Raw genomic sequence first — 17,077 nt, forward strand, 5'->3', positions numbered from 1 at the left:
GAGGCGGTGGCCCGGTGGATCGCGAAAGGGCGGAGGCCTGAAGGCCTCCGCCCGGTGTGGGTCGTCTGTGGCCGTCTAGGGGCAGACGGACTCTTCGAAGACGAACTCGCCATCGTCGCTGATCTTGACGACCACGGCGCACTTGATGGGGTCGCCCTGGGCATCGAACTTGGAGGAGCCGGTGATGCCGTCAAAGGACTTGATGGCGGCCAGCCCGTCGCGGATGGCGGTGCGCATCTGGACCGGGTCGGCGTAGACCTGGCCAGCGTTTTTGATGGCCTCGACCATCATGCCGATGGAGTCCCAGGTCAGGGCGGCATAGTCGGCCGGGGTAGAGCCGTAGAGCTCCTGGTAGCGGTCGATGAAGACCTTGGTGGCGCCTTGGGCGCCTGCGGCGGCGTAGTGGGTGGAGAAGTAGTTGCCGTAGCACTGCGCACCGCAGAGCTTGACCAGATCCGGGGTGCCCCAGGCGTCGGAGCCCATGAACGGACCCATGTAGCCGAGGTCACGCGCCTGGTTCACAATCAGGGCGACCTGGTTGTAGTTGTTGGGCACGAAGAGGAAGTCGGGGTTGGCGGCCACGATCTTGGTCAGCTGGGCCGAGAAGTCCTGATCCTTGGTGCCGTGGGACTCGAAGGCCACGACAGGGCCGAGGCCCTTGGCTTCCCAGGAGGACTTGAAGATTTCGGCCAGGCCCTTGGAGTAGTCGTTGGACACGTCGAAGAGCACGGCGGCCGTCTTGGCGTTGAACTTCTTGGCAGCGAAGTCGGCCACCACAGGGCCCTGGAACGGGTCGAGGAAGGCGGCGCGGAAGACCCAGGGACGGTCAAGGGTGGTGCTGGGGTTGGTGGACCAGGGCGAGATCATGGGGACGCGGTTGTCGTTGCAGGTGCCGCCTGCGGGCACGGCTTGCTTGGAGGAGTTGGGGCCGATGATGGCCACGACCTTCTCCTGGTCGATGAGCTTCAGTGCCACGTTGGTGGCGGACTCGGCCTTGGACTCGTTGTCCATGTAAACGAACTGGAGGGGGTACTTGATTCCGCCCACTTCCAGGCCGCCCGCGTCGTTGATGTCCTTGAGATACATCTCCGCCGCGTTCTTGGAACCTTCTCCGACCTCGGGAATGTCGCCGGTCAGGGGCAGGTTGAAACCGATCTTGATGGTCTGGACCTTGTCCTCGCCGCATCCGGCAAGAAGGAAGGCGCTGCACACGAGCATGAGGCCAAGCAGGCCCGCACCTTTAAAAAACGCTTTCATCATTTCCTCCTCTCATATGGATTACGATGGTCAGCAACGCAAACAATGCTGTTCTATACACCAAAAAAAACATGTGTAAAAGGGGTTCAGCGGAAAACAATTTTGAAAAAACCCCTCTTTGCTTGAATAAGCTTCGCGTATCTAGAAGTTCTGCAAGAGAAAAGTCTGCGGAATTAATTTTATGGCGAATAAAAATTTTCATTAATGTCAAGTGCGTCATGAGCGAGGAAAGTTGGAGGGGTCGCCTGGGCCGGTGGGGCGCATGAAGGAGGGCGGCGAGGCCGTAACATTCGAAACTGAATCGGCCCGGTGCGCGATTCCATTGCGCACCGGGCCGGGAAGACGGGAAAATGCAGGCAGAGGGCGGGCTGCTAGGTAGCGTCAGGCGACGGCTGTTTGCCTTTATTTTTGGCGCACTTGGCCTCTTCCTCCTCGCGCAGGGCGCGGCGCAGCACCTTGCCCACCATGGTCTTGGGCAGGGATTGGCGAAATTCCACCTGGCGCGGCACCTTGTAGTTGGCGAGTTTTTCACGGCAAAATGCCATGACCTCGTTGCGGGTCAGGCTTTCACCGGGCTGGAGAACCACATAGGCCTTGACGATTTCGCCCCTGGCATCGTGGGGAATGCCCACGCTCACGGCCTCCATGATCTTGGGGTGGGTGTGCAGGACTTCGTCGATCTCGCGAGGATAGATGTTGTATCCGCCCGAGATGATGAGGTCTTTTTTGCGGTCCACGATGAAGAAGTACCCCTCCTCGTCCATGTAGGCGATGTCGCCCGTGTAGAGCCAGCCGTTTCTGAGTACGTCGGCGGTGGCATCGGGACGGTTGTAGTAGCCCTGCATCACTTGGGGGCCGCGGATGACCAGTTCACCGCGCTTGCCCGGCGGCAGGGGCTCGCCGCCCACTTCCATGTCCACGATCTTGGCATCGGTGTCCGGGAAGGGCAGGCCGATGGAGCCGGGTTTGCGCACCCCCTTGATGGGATTGAAGTGGGTTACGGGCGAAGCTTCGGTCAGGCCGTAGCCTTCGGCGATGGCCGTGCCGGCGCGCTCCTTGAACTGCTCCATGTGTTCAACCGGCATGGGGGCGGAGCCGGACACGCAACAGTCGATGCTGGAGAGATCGTACTTGGCGATGTCCTTTTGCTGGAGCAGGGAGACGTAGAGCGACGGTGCGCCGGGAAACACCGTGGGCCTGAGCTTGTGGATGCCCTTGAGCACGTCCAGGGGCACATAGCGCGGAAAGGGCGCCAGGGTCGCGCCCATGCTCGTGGGCCAGGCCAGACAGGTGGTGAATCCGTAGATGTGGAAATACGGGAGCACACCGAGAAAGGTCTCTTGCCGTTGCCCCAGAGTGTGCATCATGGATTGGCACTGCTGGATGTTGGCTCCGATGTTGGCGTGGGTGAGGACACACCCCTTGGCCACGCCTGTGGTGCCGCCCGTGTATTGGAGCAGGGCGGTGTCGTCAGGGCAGACGCGTTCGTTGGTGTAGGTCTTGCGTCCTTGCGTTAGGGCCTTGAAGGGGATGATGCTTGCGCCGTCGTAGGGCACCCGGGGGGCGGAGCGGTTCTTGCGCGCCTGGAGCGCGTAGAGCAGGTTGAGCGGGAACCTGAGCCCCTCGCCTATGGTGGTGACGAAGAATTTGCGCACGGGAATGGCGTCGCGCAGCCTGACGAGCTTGGGCCAGAGCAGATCCAGAGTGATGCAGACGCGCACATCCGCATCATTGAACTGATGGATGATCTCGGTCTCCATGTACAGCGGGTTGGTCATGGTCACGACGGCCCCGCTGCGCAGCGCTCCCCACACGGCCACGATGGTCTGGGGCAGGTTGGGCAGCATGACGGCGACCCGGTCCCCCTTGCGAACACCAGCATCGCGCAGGTTGGCGGCAAAGACTTCGGACATGGTCTTCAGCCTTGCATAGTTGACCGACCAGTTTTTGAAGACCACGGCCTTGCGTCCAGGCCATTTGTGGGCGGCCCTGTCCAGGTACTTGAAGAGGGGAATTTTTTCGTAGTCCAGGGTCGGGGAGACCTCGGCATCGTAAAACTTGAGCCAGGGGCGGTCCAGATGCTCCATGGGGCGTCCTTTGCGGGTGGATTTTGCCCGGAAGGGCTCGGCGACACTATAATAGCCGGCCTTTTCGGTCAATACGGCATGTTTGAAACACGCTTTGGCGCGTCGTCATCTTGACGGAGGAAGCTATGCGGCGAGCCAGGCCCAGGGATGCGGCCATGACTTCGTCTCTCATGTTATAATAAATACTTTTAATTACAAGTATTTATCTAGAAATAGTTGTATGTTGGGGGGCGATGCGATTGCGTTGGCAATGCTTTTGCAAAGGCAGAGTGCGTCGCTGAAGAGGAAATGATTGCCACTTTGTTATAAAGTAATGGGCGCAACCAACCGATTATTCGTTGTGTCAACGATCGGTATCAGGGCGGGCCGCTCCGGTCCGGGCGGGATGATGACCGACAAGCCTTTGTCGGCCGCCAAGTTGACAGGTTTCCGATGCCGGAATAGGGTGAGAGGATAGGCGTCGGACATGGCTGCTGACCATCATGAATCATTGACCAAGTGAACGACAGAGAAAGAACAATGTCAGACCACGTCGCAACCGCCAACATGGGCATGCTGATCACAGACGGCCACTATTTGCGGCCAAGCAAGAGCACACGGGTGCTCGCCATCCTGGATGCCCTCTCCCGCGAAAGTGCGCTCTCGCAGTTCGAGCTTGGTCGCAAGCTCAACCTCTCCGGGGCCATGGTCAACCAGTATCTCAAGCAACTCCAGTCCGGGGGGCTGGTGGAGTTTTTGCCGGTCAACGGCAAGAGCTACCGCTACGCCCTGACCGATCAGGGGCGGCAGTCCCGGCGCACGATGTTTTCCGACTACTCGTCCGAAACCGTGCGCCTGTACACCACCATCAAGGATTACGTTCTCTCCCGGCTTGATGGCCTTGAAAGCCGGGGAAAAAAACGGCTGGCGCTTTTTGGCGCGGCCGAGACATGCGAGGTGGTCCTGTCCGCCCTTCGGGACAGTGATTTTCAGGTTGTCGCACTGCTCGACAACGATTTCAGGAAACAGGGGCAGATCTTCAACGGGTATGTGGTTTCCGCGCCACATGTCCTGGAGCAGGTCGATTGTGATGCCGTGGTCATCACCTCGTTCGGCAAGCAAGCCGAGATATACGAGCAGATCAAGCCACTCTCCGAAAAGCGCGGATTCCAAATCGTGAGATTCTGATTATGAAACAGATCCAGTCCGTCACGCTTCGTTCCGGCGTCACCATCGGCCATGGCCACCCATGCTTTGTGGTGGCCGAAATAGGCAACAACCACCAGGGCGATTATCTGATGGCCCTGCGGATGATCGACGAGGCCGCCTCTGCGGGCGTCGACGGGGTCAAGTTTCAAAAACGCGATATGGAGGCGCTGCTCACCCGCGAGGGACGGGCCGCGCCCTACACCGGATGCAACAGCTTCGGCCCCACTTACGGCGAGCATCGCAACGCCCTTGAGCTTTCCATCGAGCAGATGGCCCGGCTCAAGGAGTACAGCGAGTCTCTCGGGCTGGTTTTCTTCGCCTCTGCCTGGGACGATCCGAGTCTGCGGCAGATTCTCGGTCTTGAGGTGGACCTGCTCAAGATATGCTCGGCCGACCTGGTCAACGTGCCACTGGTGCGCAAGTATGCGGCCACGGGTGTGCCCATCATCCTGTCCACGGGCATGAGTTCGCTTGAGGACATTGATGTGGCCCTGGCTGAGATACGCGCCTTTCACGACGATGTGGTCCTGCTGCATTGCAACTCCACCTACCCCTGCCCGGACGAGAAGATCGGACTGCCGGTGATGGAGGGGTTGCGCGAGCGCTATGGTCTGCCGGTAGGCTACTCGGGCCACGAGCAGGGCCTCGGCCCCAGCGTGGCCGCCGTGGCTCTGGGCGCGTGCGTGGTCGAGCGCCATTTCACTCTGGACAAGACTCTCAAGGGCACGGACCATCAGGCATCCCTGGAGCCGGACGAGCTGGCCCGCATGGTGGTCATGATCCGCGAGGTGGAGAAGGCCATGCGGGTCAAGGGCAAGAAGGTCTTTCCCGAGGAGCAGGCCGCAGCCAAGAAGCTGCGCAAGTGCATCGTTTTTTCACGCGATCTGCCCGCCGGGCACGTGCTCACCGAGGCGGATCTGACCACTCGCAGCCCGCGTGTGGGGGTGTCTCCCGTGCACTGGGACGAGGTGCTGGGCGCGACCCTCAACCGCTCTGTCAAGCACGAGGAGCCGGTGCAGTGGGACACTTTGAATCTGCATGTGGAGGAGTGCGTGGGCGCAGCCTCCAGCTAGCCGGGCCCGGAAGCCGCAACAGTATGTTTTCCCCTCGCGCGGATTCCCGCGCGAGGGGTTTTTTTGCGCCCGTCCGTGCGCGTGTGATTCGTGTGCGAAAAATCATTCATTTCGGGAAACAGGGATGGTATGGAATGCTGAAATGCGCGAACCACGTTGGGAGGATAGATGAGTCAACAGGAAATTTTGCTGGAAACCGGCACCAACGAGCTTGAGATCATAGAGTTTTTCGTTCATGAGAAGACGGCGGACGGTCCCAGGACGCACTATTTTGGGGTCAACGTGGCCAAGGTGCTGGAGGTGGTGGAGGCCCCCGAGGGGCTGGAGGGCTCCGAGGCTGCTGCGCATCCGAGTTTTCTTGGCACCATTCCCTTGCGCGATCTGATCCTTCCGGTGATAGACCTGAGCGTGTGGCTGAGCATGGAGCGGGAAAAGAGCCTCAACGAGCCCATCATCGTCACCGAGTTCAACGCCATGATCACAGGGTTTCTCGTCTCGGGCGTGACCCAGATCCACCGGGTCAACTGGCAGGACGTGGAGCCGCCGAGCAGGTATGTGGCCAACATGGACACCAACTGCATCACCGGCACGGTGCAGATCAACGACCGCTTCGTGCTCATGCTCGACCTTGAGAGGATGCTGGCCGATCTTGACAGCGCGAACCAGCGCCAGTCCGGGGCTGACGCGGTGTATTCCGAGGAGCGCTACCGCGCCTTGGTTGCGGACGATTCCACCTCTGTTCGCGAGCTGCTGCGCAAGAATTTTTCGGAGGCGAATTTCGAGGTGAGCGTGGTGGGCGACGGGGCCGAGGCGTGGGAGAAGCTGCTGGCCATCAAGGCCCTGGCCGAGCAGGAGGGATCAAGCCCGCTTGATCACCTTGATGTGGTGGTTTCGGATATCGAGATGCCGAGAATGGACGGTTATACCCTGACCAGGAAAATCAAGGAGGACCCGGTCCTCAAGGCGCTTCCAGTGGCGCTGTTCTCGTCACTCATCTCCAAGGGGGTGGAGCACAAGGGCAAGGCGGTCAAGGCCGACGCGCAGGTAACCAAACCCGAGTTTCACGGCCTGACCCGAAAGGTCCTTGACCTGATTACAGAGTGGAAGGCGAAACCCCAGGACTGAGGCCCGGCACCGCCATTGCGTGCTTGCCCATGCCGCGATCCGCAGCGATGGCGGGCAAGGCTCGTGAGTTCCCAATGTGCCCGGCCAGAGCGCCCGGACACGACCCCATCTGCGAAACGGTCATCTAGACCGTGGCTTCGCCCAGCGCCTCGCGCAGGGTGCTGACGCCGCAGGAGTGGCGCATGATCACGGGCACGTTGGTTCCGCGCAGGGCGGCCAGCACATCCTTGCGCGCCTTGTGCGAGACCTTGTTGGTGAAGAGCACCACGAAGTCCACGTTGCCGAGCGAACCCGAGATGGAGCGCTCCTTGCCTGTGTAGCATTTGAGCTTGACCCCGCTCTTTTCCGCCTCGGTCATGTATTCCCGCTTGAGCCTGTCCATTCCGCCGATTAATGCCGCGCACATGCTGGCCTCCAGGTTTGAAATTGAAAATCGTTTTCAATCAATACGGCGAGGCGGACTGGTTGTCAACCAGAGAAGTGGAGAAAAGTGAAATTGTCACGAGAGGGGCTCCTCCCCCTACTCCCCCACATACTCCCAGGTTTCGCCTTCAGGATCGATCTCGGGCAGGGTGCAGGCCGGAACCGCGACCACTCGGTTGCCCTGACCCCGGTCGATGACTAGGGGCGGAGTGCCCACCAGCACGTTGGCCGTGCCCCCGAGAAAAACCTGGCTGGTGGTGCCGGTGAAGTCGCCAAGTTCGGTCCAGGCAAAGGTGTTGGCTGTGGCCGAGAGCGCTTCAAAGGGGTGGCAGTACACGGCGTAACGGGCCTGGCCGCGCACCCGGTTATTGGCGAAGAAGCCGCGGGACCCGGTCTGGATGATGCCGCGGGCCTCGGTGCCCCCGCCCATGAGGATGTCGTTGCAGGCGGCCACGATGTCGTTGGCATAGAGCAGCAGGCCGGACGACCCTTCCCCCCGGGCTTCGACCCGGTTGCCGGTCAGGGTGATGCGGTTGTTGCGGCTGAAGTCCGCGCCCCCGGATGTGTCGTTGTACCATCCTGCCACGATGCCGTTGGGGCCGTACTTGTGCGGGTACTCTATGCCGCTGTCCGCTGTGACGATGCGGTTGGCATCGATGGCAATGGCGCCCTGCCCCTTGGCGCCCAGAGCGTTGTCCAGCACCTCAATGCCGTCTCGCGAAGCCCTGTGGATCGTGTTGCCTCGGATGGCCATGTCCGCCCCTGTCGTGCCGCTGGCGACCACCCCGAATCCGGCGGTGCGCTGCGGCTGGTCCGTCTCCATGAGAAAGCGGTTGTCCTCGATGCGTATGGTGCCGGTGGCCGCGTCCTTGATCGGCCTGCCCGGTGAGTCGAGCCGGTTGCCCACCACCACACCTGCCAGGAAGCGCAGCGAATCACCGCCGGACCAACGCACGGCCAATTCCTGCGGGGTGACGCGGGCCACGGTGCAGCCGCGCAAATCAAAGCCGCCCACATGGGGGAAGTGGAGCGGGGTGCCCTTGGCCCCCTCAAAGCGGATGGAGCGGATGACCACAAGCGGCCCCTTGCCGGCCGGGGGCGCTCCCTTGACCGGAAGCGGCGAATGGAAGGTCCAGAAGCCGCCGATGATTCGGGTCAGCGGATCTCCCGTGGCGTCCGCCTCGCCCTGGATGCGCGTGTCGCGGGAAATGCGTACCCGTCCGTCCGGTCCGAAGTTGAAGGTGCCGCGCAAGATGATCTGGCCGCCCTGATCCACGGCGGCCTGGACGTTTGGCACGTCCTGCCCAGGGTTGCCCGTGCCTGCGACGACGCGGCTGGCACGGGCTGGCAAAGCCGTCAGCAAGAGCGACAGGAAAAAGACGAGAGCGGGAGCGAGGTTGGGCATGTGTCCTCCTGTGGGGCCTTGGCGTTCACACCGCGCTTCCGTTTTACATGGTTCGGTGAGTATTCTCAAATGTCTTCAAGTCTGCCATCTCGCCAATATCGTCAAGGGATTATTTTTTGCGTGTTCCGCTTGCGTCGGTTGTCCTGGCTGTCGTAATCAATGCAGAATCGATAAGTGTCAGCCATGTGGAACAACCCGCCCGAGGGACTCGGGTGCCATGGGAGGGAGTGATGCGATTGAGTACCAGGATGACGCTGATGCAGGTCGCAACGGTGACCGCCGCCATTGTGGCCCTGTGCTGGGTTTTTGTCAGCCAGATGACCGGGTATGCGGAAAACGAGATGGAGAGCTTCCGCCGTCAGGCGTTGGCAGACGAACAGGTCAAACTCACGGATTTCGTCCAGATGGCCGAGGGGGTCATCCGGGGCTACCATGAACGCTCCCAGGATGTGGATGGCCTCAAGGAGGCCAAGCGGGCGGAGCTCAAGCGCGTGGTGGACGCGGTGTACGGGCAGCTTGAGGCCCTTCGCGACCGTGGCGAGGGGACCATGACGCAGCGCCAGAGGCTCGCCGCCCTGGCCGACATCGTGCTCCCGGCCCGGTACGACGGCGACAATTATGTATGGGTCAACGATCTCGACAACGTCATGCTTGCCCATCCCACTCTCATGGGCCGTGACGCCAGTGACCTGCAAGACAGCCACGGAGCCTATATCATCCGCGACATGGTCGAGGTGGCCAGGCGCCACGGCGAAGGCATGACCGTCTACTGGTGGCCCAGGCCGGGCGAAACCGATCCGAAGCTGAAGATATCCTATGTCCGCCGCGTGCCAGGCACCGATTGGATGGTGGGCACCGGCGCATGGATCGAGGACATCACCGCCGAGATGCGTGCCGAGGCCCTGGCCGAGGTGGCTAAGATGCGGCAGAGTGACGGCAACTACTTCTGGATCACCGACCTGGACACACGGATGGTCATGCACCCCGTCACGCCGCAGCTTGACGGCACCGATGTCTCGGGCATGCGCGACGCCCAGGGCAAGACCCTGTTTCTGGAGATGACGCGGACAGCTAGGTCCGGCGGCGAGGGATTTATTGACTATTCCTGGGCCAAGCCCGGCCGACAGGGGGCTGTGCCCAAGCTGTCCTATGTCCGGCTCTTCGAGCCGTGGGGATGGATCGTTGGCATGGGCGTGTATCTCGACGACATCGAGGATGCCGTGCGCTCCAAGCAGTTGGCCCTTGAAAAGACCATCGACGCCATGCTGCTGCTGGTCATCGGCGTGTCCGCCGTGCTGGCGCTGTTCGGGGTTGCGGCGGGTGTGCTGAGTTCGCGATCGGTCACGGGGACCATCGGCGGCGAGCCGGTGGACATCGCCAATATTGCCGCCCGCGTATCGGACGGCGACCTGACCATCGCATCGTCAAACGGCGACAAGGCCCGCGGGATTCTCAGGTCCATGCGCGAGATGGCGACCAATTTGAGCGGCGTGGTTGCGGAGGTCCAGGCGGCCACGGACAACGTGGCCAGCGGCAGCGAGGAGCTTTCGGCCGCATCCGAGACCCTGTCGCAATCCACGGTGGAGCAGGCCGCGTCCATTGAGGAGGTCTCGGCCTCCCTGGTGGAGATCGTGGGCTCCATCCGCAAGAACGCAGAAAACGCCGAGGCCACCAGCCGCATAGCGGCCAGCACCAACGAGGATATCGAGGCTGGCGGCGAGGCGGTGCGCAAGACCGTGGCCGCCATGCGCGAGATCGCCGACAAGATCGTCTTCATTGAGGAGATAGCCCGGCAGACCAATCTTCTGGCGTTGAACGCGGCCATTGAGGCGGCCCGGGCCGGAGAGCAGGGCAAGGGATTCGCCGTGGTCGCGGCCGAAGTGCGCAAGCTGGCCGAGCGTAGCGCGGATACGGCGCAGGAGATTCGCGACCTGTCGGCCGAAAGTGTGCTGGTGGCCGAGGAGACCGGCGAACTCTTCGACAGGCTGACCCCGGAGATAGCCAAGACCGCGGATCTCATCAAGGAAGTGGCCGAGGTCTGCTCCGAGCAGAATCACGGCGTGAGCCAGATTGAACGGGCCATGCAGCAACTCGATACAGTCATCCAGCAAAACGCCATGGCTTCTGAGGAGATGGCCTCCACCTCGCAGGAACTGGCCGGGCAGGCCGCAGCCCTGCAGGAGGCGATGCGCTATTTCCGCGTGGATGCGGACGAAGGGCCGCTGCGGGGTGGTCATGCCGGGGGCGGCGGGGTCAAGGTCCGCCGCGCTGCCCCGGCGGCATTGCCCGGCCCCGTCCAATGACAGGCTCGGGAGGTCCGGGGAGCCGGCCTCAGTAGCCCCGATGGGGCGGCACAGGGCGGCTGTGGCGGAGAAAGGGCCGTTTTCGGGCGTTCTCCCGGTCCTGGGCGAGGACGGCCTTGGCCACGGATTCGCAGGCAGTGTCGAGAGTTGCGCCGTTTCTGATGTCCTCCACCAGGGCCTTGAGGGTCTTGGCGATGACAGGCTGATCTGCCCAGGGCGGATAGCGCGACCAGAGATCGGCCGCTCCCTCGCGGTCGCCCAGTTTGGCCGCGGCATACCCGGCGTGGAGCCAAGCGTCGGGAATGTCCCTGGCTTTGAGGGCTCGTCGCAGTAAGCGCAGGCCGTTCTCGTTGCGCCCTATCCGCACATGGCAGATGCCCGCCATGGTCAGGGCCGACGGGAGGGGCTCCCGGCCGCTCCGGGCCAGGGCGACCAAGTGGTCGTCATACGCCTGTGCCCCTTGGCGGAAGCACGCCTCGGCCATGGCGAACTCCCCGCGCAACTCGGCCCTGCGGCCGCGTTCGAAGTTTGTTCGCCCGATGCGTCCGGGGTTGCGCCAGGGCAGCGTCAGGTTCGAGAAAAATCCCATGGCGAAGCATAGCGCCCGAAGTGCCCGCGGGCAACCTTCAGGTCGTCGGAGGGCGCGGCGTGTCCGCGTCGCAACAGTTTAGCCACGGCGATGGCGACGGCAGGAGGAATGGCCTCCGCCCGGCTCCCCTGCAGGACCGGGCGGAGGCGCAGGGAAAGGATCAGACGTGTCGGGCGTCGAGGGCGTAGCCCATTTCACTGGCCATGAACTGGAGCGGGCGGACATCGCGTGTCACCTTCATGATTTCGAGCAGGGTCTCTGCCCCGAGCTTGGCGCTGGCGTCAAAGGGATTGATCTCCCGCATCAGCGTGGAATAGGGCTTGTTGATTTTGGCGGCCACATCCTTGGCCTGGATGCCGCTGTCGAGAATGCAGTCCTGGACAACCTTGGTCACGTTCTTCTCAAACATACCTACCTCCACAGAGTGATGCTACAACAGGTGCGTATGATTCTCCCCACCATAAGCAACCCGTGTGCCAACCCGCGATAGCGGAGGGCTGTTCTCAAAAAATATAATGTTTATAACGCGTTGTCGCGGAGCTTTGGTTGCCAGACACAATGAGCGGCACAAGAAGTGTTGCAGCGATTCGCGACATTGTGCGACAAGAGTGTCGCAAGTGTCGCAATTGCAACACTGTAGAAACGTAGAGGGAGCCGCCGAAGCGGCTCCCTCAGTGGGGGGGAGGGCCCGGTATCCGGGCTGCCCGAACCATGTACACAGGCTGTCAGGGGTGTGGGTTGCGGTCCATTCCTCGGTGCCGTTTGGAGGTGTTCGGCCGGTTCGGGCTTAAGAGTCGGAAGCCTTGGTCCAATCCTGGGTCCAGGGTTTCCAGGACTCGTTGTACGGGTGCCAGCACTGGCGTCCGAAAATCGTGTCCAATATCTTGGAGAAATTGCGGCTCAAGCACATGACGTTCTCCTATGCGTGCTGCGGGGTGTTGGGGTGCGAATCCATGAGAACCCTCGCAGTGCCGGGCATTGTGTCGTCAGCGGTCTCGGCGTTCTCTGCTTGCAGGCTGCGTATCACGTGGCGGATGGTTTCTTCGCAGAGCCCCTCGCTGCCGAAGGGGGTAAGGAGGCTGGTGCGGACACTGCCTATGATGTTGCCATAGATGATAAGGGCGGTATCCTCAACCGGAAGAGGGCGGATGGAACCGTCGGCCATGCCCCGGCTGACGCAGCGGGCGAGCACATCAATGAAGTGTCGGAATTTTGCAGCCACCTTGGTAACGTCCACCGAGGGCTCCATGTGGCTGAAGGGGGAGCAGCGCAGCAGGATGGGGAAACGGTTGCGATGCCGCTGGGTGAAATCGAGGTACGTGGTCATGTAGTTTTCCACGCATGCAAGGCCGGATCTGCCCCCCCCCACGGCCTCTTCGAGACGGACGTAGAGACGGTCGGCCATGTCGAATCCGGCGGCCAGAAAGAGGGACTGCTTGTTCCCGAAATAGTGGGACACCAGGCCGAAGGATACCTGAGCGCGTTCGGCCACGTCCTTGACCGTGGTGGCCGAGAATCCCTGCTGGCCGAAGGCCTCCTGGGCTGCTCTGAGTATCGCTTCCTTCTTGGTCATGTCTGCCTCTGTCGTCTCGGGTCACGTTTGGACTGATTGCTCAATCAGCCGCAATCAAGAGATAGATTGATTGTGCAATCAATGTCAAGGGGAATGTGATGAATTATTTCATGGGCTGGCCAACGGCCTGATTCCCTGAGTTTTGGCTGACAGGGCTTGGTCGAAAAAGATGCTTGCCTTGATGTCCCTTGAGCGGTAGTCAGTGCCCCGCCCGGGCATGGCCCGGTTCAATCCATTTCCCGGGAGTGTCCATGTCGCTGAGCATCGGTATCGTCGGGCTGCCCAATGTGGGCAAGTCCACCCTTTTCAACGCCCTGACCAAGGCCCAGAACGCGGAAAGCGCCAATTACGCCTTTTGCACCATTGAACCCAACAAGGCCGTGGTCCCTGTTCCTGACCCCCGGTTGCAGATTCTTGCGGATCTGGTTCGGCCGCAGCGGGTGCAGCACTCCACGGTGGATTTCGTGGACATAGCCGGGCTGGTGGCCGGGGCGAGCCGGGGCGAGGGGTTGGGCAACAAGTTCCTGGCCACTATCCGCGAGACCAGGGCCATTTTGCACGTGGTCCGCTGTTTCGATGACGACGATGTCATCCATGTGGCCAACTCCGTGGACCCGTTGCGCGACATTGAGATTATCGAAACCGAGTTGCTCCTGGCCGACATCCAGATTCTTCAGGCGCGTATTGGGCGCATGGAAAAGCTGCTCAAGGGCGACAAGACCCTCGGGCCGAAGCTGGAGGCGGCGCGGCGGCTGCTGGACCATCTGGACGGCGGCGAACCCGCGGCCACCTTCGGTGAGCCGTCTCGGGCGTTGGACGAGCTGCTGGCCGAACTGCGCCTGATAACAGCCAAGCAGATCATCTATTGTGCCAACGTGGATGAGGAGGGGGTGGCCGAGGACAACGAACATGTGCGCCGGGTACGCGCTCTGGCGACCGACCGAGGTGCGGAATTCGTCAAGATTTCCGCGAAAATGGAAGAGGATCTGGTGGGCCTTGAAGATGACGAGTATCAGGAGTTTCTGGAATCCTACGGCATTGCCGAGTCCGGCCTGGATCAGATCGTGCGAACCGGGTTCGGCTGCCTGGGGTTGATCAGTTATTTTACCGCAGGGGTCAAGGAGGTCCGCTCCTGGACCATCCACGACGGCGACAAGGCCCCACGGGCAGCGGCGGCCATCCACACCGATTTCGAGCGCGGCTTCATCCGGGCCGAGGTCATCGGTTACGACAGTTTCGTGGAACATGGCTCCGAGGCAAAATGCCGGGCAGCGGGCGCATTGCGCGTTGAGGGCCGGGAATATGTGGTCCGCGACGGCGATGTGGTCCATTTTCTCTTCAACGTCTGAGCAACATGCGGCCGACAAAGGGCCCCGTCCGCAGATGCGGACGGGGCCCTTGTCGTTGGCATAGACGGGGGGCTAGTCGTCGAAGTCGCCCTTGGGGCCTTTGTCTGTGTTGATTTCCGCAGCCCGGGCCTTGATTTTTTCCTCTGTCCAGTCGGCCGGGTTTTCGAAGAAGTCCACCTTGGGTCCCAGGTCGTGGGAGCCCGCCTTGACGAGGAGCTCGCAGGCGATGGGCGCAGTGTCCGCAGCGTTGAACACGTCCACCAGCAGGTGGTGGACAAAGTCCTCCACGGCTCCGGCCATGCGCTCGCGCACACGCTTGTTTTGCCCCTGCCAGCGGCGCTCAAAGGGCAGATTGAGCTTCTTGTAGTCGCCGCCCTTGAGTTTTCTCTCGTCGGCGTAGGCCACCATCTCGGCCCACAGGGTGTCTTCGACGCCTTCCCCGGCAACTTTGTCAAACCTGCCGTCCTCGGTCATGATGGCGTTGCCGAAGTCGTTGACGCGCACACCCCAGGAGATCATCTGCAGCGCGGTGGCCACATTTGCCTTGGTGGTTTGGGTTTTGGCCGCGATTTCGCGCAGACGCTGCGAATCATTGCCCGAGGTGCCGTGCTGGGCGCCCGAGGTGCCGTAGGGGGCCAGCGCCTTGTGGATGTCTGCGGTCAGTTCCACCTGGATGCCGGTGCCCGACGCCTCGATGCCGTGGGTGGTGCCGTTGTTCAGCGCGATCCAGTCGGGGCAAAGGCCGTGGGCGTTGAGGCCCTGACACAGGTACTTGGCCTCCACCGGAGTGGACAGCCCGAAGGAGCCCTTGATCTCGCCGATTTCGGTCTCGTAACCCGCCCAGGAAGGGATGGCCGAGGAGACCGCGATATTGGCCAACAGGTTGAGGTCGTCGGTCATGTGCGAGGCATCGATGGCGATGGAGGTGATGCCCGTGTCAAAGAGCGAGGGGATCTCGGCCTTGGCTTCGGCCACATCCTCCCATTTCTTCATATAATAGTGGTCGGCGTGGACAGCCACCGGCACGGTGATGCCGAGCATGTTGCACAGGTAGTCCACGCGCCGGGCGATGTTCCAAAGGGTGGTTGGGCAGTAGGTGGCCTCGCTGCGGGCGATTTCGATGATGATGGCCGCGTTGGCCTTCTGGGCCGCCCGGAGTGCGCCCTCAATAATGAAGAGGTTGCGGCCGTTGGCGGCGATGGTCATGGCCCCGCCCTTTTCGAGCATGGCCCTGTCGATCACCTTGCCGCTGACGATGAGAGCCTCGGAATGGGGAAAATTCTGAACCACGTTCGGCGGCCGACCGACGGAGAGCGCTTTTCTGAAAAGATCCTGGGACATGCCCTTCCTCCTTGGAGAGTTTGTGTGCAACAAGCAAATTACAACGAATTGTCCCGGAAAGTCAAAACGGATCGTCGGCTTTCCCCGGTCGGCGGCCGCAACAGCCCGTCCTCTTCGCAACGGAGTGACAGAGCCCGGTCATCTGCGCGGACGGCTACATGGTTGCTTCGAGGCGGCGGGTCTCGGCGTCGGCCTTGGCGGCCGATTCTGAGCGCGTCTCCTCCACGGGCATCAGGGTGTAGCCGAGCTCCCTGGCCATGAATTCGAGTACCGAGACGTTGCGCGTGGTCTTGACGATCTCGAACATGGTTTCTGCCCCCAGCTTGGCATGGACATCAAAGGGATTGAGTTCGCGAAGCAGGGTTGAATAGGGCTTCTTGATCCTTTTGCATACCAGCTTGGCGGGAATGCGGCCTTCGAGCACCATGTCCTGCACCTTCTTGGTCAAGCTCTTCTCAAACATGTCTTACCCCCCACATGTTGGAAATTGCGGACTAGTTTCTATTATTAGCCGCAATGGGAGTTTTTCGTCAACGAAAAAGCAGATGGCCTAAAAAAAACGCCCGGACGGGCCGGGCGGAATGACGGAGGGACCAGCGGCGGGCTATGCCGACTGGGCGGGCAGGGCGAAACAGATGGTCAGTTCATTGGCGTTGTCGGCGCGGGTGTAGCGGCAGTGGTCGGCCATGGTGGTCACCAGGAATATGCCGAGGCCGCCCACGGCGCGCTGGTCCATGTCTGCCCCGGTGTCAGGCGGGGGGGCGGCAAGGGGGTCAAAGGGGGTGCCCCGGTCGCGGATCAGGCAGCAGAACAGTCCGTCGCGCACTTTGCACTCGATCTCGAAGGTCCCCGGAGCCCCGCCATAGGCGTGGCGGGCCACGTTGACCAGAACCTCCTCCAGAGCGAGGTCCAGGCGCGGCAGCGTGGACGGGTCGAGGCCCGCCTGTGTGGCCATGGCCAGGACATGGTCGCGGGCCGGTTGCAGACTCGAGAGGTCCGGGGTGGCGGCGAAGACCGGCATGGGTCAGCCGGCCAGGGCGTCTTCCAGGGTGGGATGGATGGTGAACATGGCGGCGAAGCCAGAGACCACGAACACCTCTTCCACCATGCCCGAGAGGTTGCAGAAGGCCAGACTGCCCTGGGCGCCCTTGAGCTGTTTGGCAGCCGAGAGGATGCTGCGCAGTCCGGCGGAGCTGATGTATTCGAGGCCCGAGAGGTCGGCGATGATATGGGTATCGCCCGCCGCGAGCCAGTTTCGGCACTGGGTGTCGAACTCCTGGGCTGTGATGGCGTCCATGCGTCCGGTCACGGTGACCACGAGTTTCCCCTCGTGTTTGCTGCTGCTGAATTTCATGAATGTCTCC

16 protein-coding genes are annotated in these 17,077 nt (G+C 61.8%); 5 read left to right on the forward strand and 11 right to left on the reverse strand.

Annotation, left to right across the window (positions count from 1 at the left end; genetic code table 11):
- Positions 1-75: 75 nt before the first annotated feature.
- Together GKC30_RS09365 and GKC30_RS09370 are read right to left on the reverse strand one after the other, a co-directional pair.
- Positions 76-1,257 carry an ABC transporter substrate-binding protein gene (locus GKC30_RS09365; RefSeq protein WP_155934395.1) on the reverse strand — a complete coding sequence of 394 codons (1,182 nt, stop codon included), beginning with the start codon at positions 1,255-1,257 and terminating at the stop codon, positions 76-78.
- A gap of 371 nt (positions 1,258-1,628) precedes the next feature.
- Positions 1,629-3,344: a long-chain-fatty-acid--CoA ligase gene (locus GKC30_RS09370; protein WP_155934397.1), complete on the reverse strand. Its 1,716-nt coding sequence runs from the start codon at positions 3,342-3,344 to the stop codon at positions 1,629-1,631.
- A 519-nt stretch (positions 3,345-3,863) separates the two neighbouring features.
- Between GKC30_RS09370 and GKC30_RS09375 the strand changes: the two genes are divergently transcribed.
- From GKC30_RS09375 to GKC30_RS09385, 3 genes are all read left to right on the forward strand, one after another.
- Positions 3,864-4,511, forward strand: coding sequence for a winged helix-turn-helix transcriptional regulator (locus GKC30_RS09375; protein WP_155934399.1), 648 nt, complete (start codon positions 3,864-3,866; stop codon positions 4,509-4,511).
- A 2-nt stretch (positions 4,512-4,513) separates the two neighbouring features.
- Positions 4,514-5,605 carry an N-acetylneuraminate synthase family protein gene (locus GKC30_RS09380; protein WP_155934401.1) on the forward strand — a complete coding sequence of 364 codons (1,092 nt, stop codon included), beginning with the start codon at positions 4,514-4,516 and terminating at the stop codon, positions 5,603-5,605.
- A gap of 168 nt (positions 5,606-5,773) precedes the next feature.
- A complete protein-coding gene (locus tag GKC30_RS09385; RefSeq protein ID WP_155934403.1) occupies positions 5,774-6,730 on the forward strand; it encodes a chemotaxis protein in 957 nt (318 codons plus the stop codon).
- A gap of 124 nt (positions 6,731-6,854) precedes the next feature.
- On the opposite strand, the gene GKC30_RS09390 is transcribed toward GKC30_RS09385, so the two are convergent.
- The gene (locus tag GKC30_RS09390) at positions 6,855-7,136 is read right to left on the reverse strand and encodes a DUF2325 domain-containing protein (RefSeq protein ID WP_155934405.1); all 282 of its coding nucleotides are present in this window, start codon (positions 7,134-7,136) and stop codon (positions 6,855-6,857) included.
- Between the two features lie 114 nt (positions 7,137-7,250).
- The gene (locus tag GKC30_RS09395; protein ID WP_155934407.1) at positions 7,251-8,558 is read right to left on the reverse strand and encodes a right-handed parallel beta-helix repeat-containing protein; all 1,308 of its coding nucleotides are present in this window, start codon (positions 8,556-8,558) and stop codon (positions 7,251-7,253) included.
- Between the two features lie 257 nt (positions 8,559-8,815).
- Between GKC30_RS09395 and GKC30_RS09400 the strand changes: the two genes are divergently transcribed.
- Complete coding sequence (locus tag GKC30_RS09400) at positions 8,816-10,861, forward strand: methyl-accepting chemotaxis protein (RefSeq protein WP_155934409.1); 2,046 nt, start codon at positions 8,816-8,818, stop codon at positions 10,859-10,861.
- Positions 10,862-10,889: 28 nt separating this feature from the next.
- Here the strand turns inward: GKC30_RS09400 and GKC30_RS09405 are convergent, their stop codons facing one another.
- From GKC30_RS09405 to GKC30_RS09415, 3 genes are all read right to left on the reverse strand, one after another.
- Positions 10,890-11,450 carry a tetratricopeptide repeat protein gene (locus GKC30_RS09405; protein WP_155934411.1) on the reverse strand — a complete coding sequence of 187 codons (561 nt, stop codon included), beginning with the start codon at positions 11,448-11,450 and terminating at the stop codon, positions 10,890-10,892.
- A gap of 160 nt (positions 11,451-11,610) precedes the next feature.
- Entirely contained in the window at positions 11,611-11,859 is a 249-nt protein-coding gene (locus GKC30_RS09410; protein ID WP_155934413.1) for a phage regulatory CII family protein, read from the reverse strand.
- A gap of 510 nt (positions 11,860-12,369) precedes the next feature.
- Positions 12,370-13,023, reverse strand: a complete 654-nt coding sequence (locus tag GKC30_RS09415) for a TetR/AcrR family transcriptional regulator (RefSeq protein ID WP_155934415.1) — start codon at positions 13,021-13,023, stop codon at positions 12,370-12,372.
- A gap of 251 nt (positions 13,024-13,274) precedes the next feature.
- Between GKC30_RS09415 and ychF the strand changes: the two genes are divergently transcribed.
- On the forward strand, positions 13,275-14,372 hold the full coding sequence (gene ychF, locus GKC30_RS09420) for a redox-regulated ATPase YchF (RefSeq protein WP_155934417.1): 1,098 nt from the start codon (positions 13,275-13,277) through the stop codon (positions 14,370-14,372).
- Between the two features lie 72 nt (positions 14,373-14,444).
- On the opposite strand, the gene GKC30_RS09425 is transcribed toward ychF, so the two are convergent.
- From GKC30_RS09425 to GKC30_RS09440, 4 genes are all read right to left on the reverse strand, one after another.
- A complete protein-coding gene (locus GKC30_RS09425) occupies positions 14,445-15,713 on the reverse strand; it encodes a class II fructose-bisphosphate aldolase (protein ID WP_155934419.1) in 1,269 nt (422 codons plus the stop codon).
- Between the two features lie 154 nt (positions 15,714-15,867).
- The gene (locus GKC30_RS09430; RefSeq protein ID WP_231117106.1) at positions 15,868-16,176 is read right to left on the reverse strand and encodes a phage regulatory CII family protein; all 309 of its coding nucleotides are present in this window, start codon (positions 16,174-16,176) and stop codon (positions 15,868-15,870) included.
- A 141-nt stretch (positions 16,177-16,317) separates the two neighbouring features.
- Positions 16,318-16,734, reverse strand: a complete 417-nt coding sequence (locus GKC30_RS09435; RefSeq protein ID WP_155934421.1) for an ATP-binding protein — start codon at positions 16,732-16,734, stop codon at positions 16,318-16,320.
- A gap of 3 nt (positions 16,735-16,737) precedes the next feature.
- The gene (locus GKC30_RS09440) at positions 16,738-17,067 is read right to left on the reverse strand and encodes an STAS domain-containing protein (RefSeq protein ID WP_155934423.1); all 330 of its coding nucleotides are present in this window, start codon (positions 17,065-17,067) and stop codon (positions 16,738-16,740) included.
- Positions 17,068-17,077 lie beyond the last annotated feature (10 nt).

It is taken from the genome of Pseudodesulfovibrio alkaliphilus, from assembly GCF_009729555.1.
Taxonomy (GTDB): Bacteria; Desulfobacterota; Desulfovibrionia; order Desulfovibrionales; family Desulfovibrionaceae; genus Pseudodesulfovibrio; species Pseudodesulfovibrio alkaliphilus.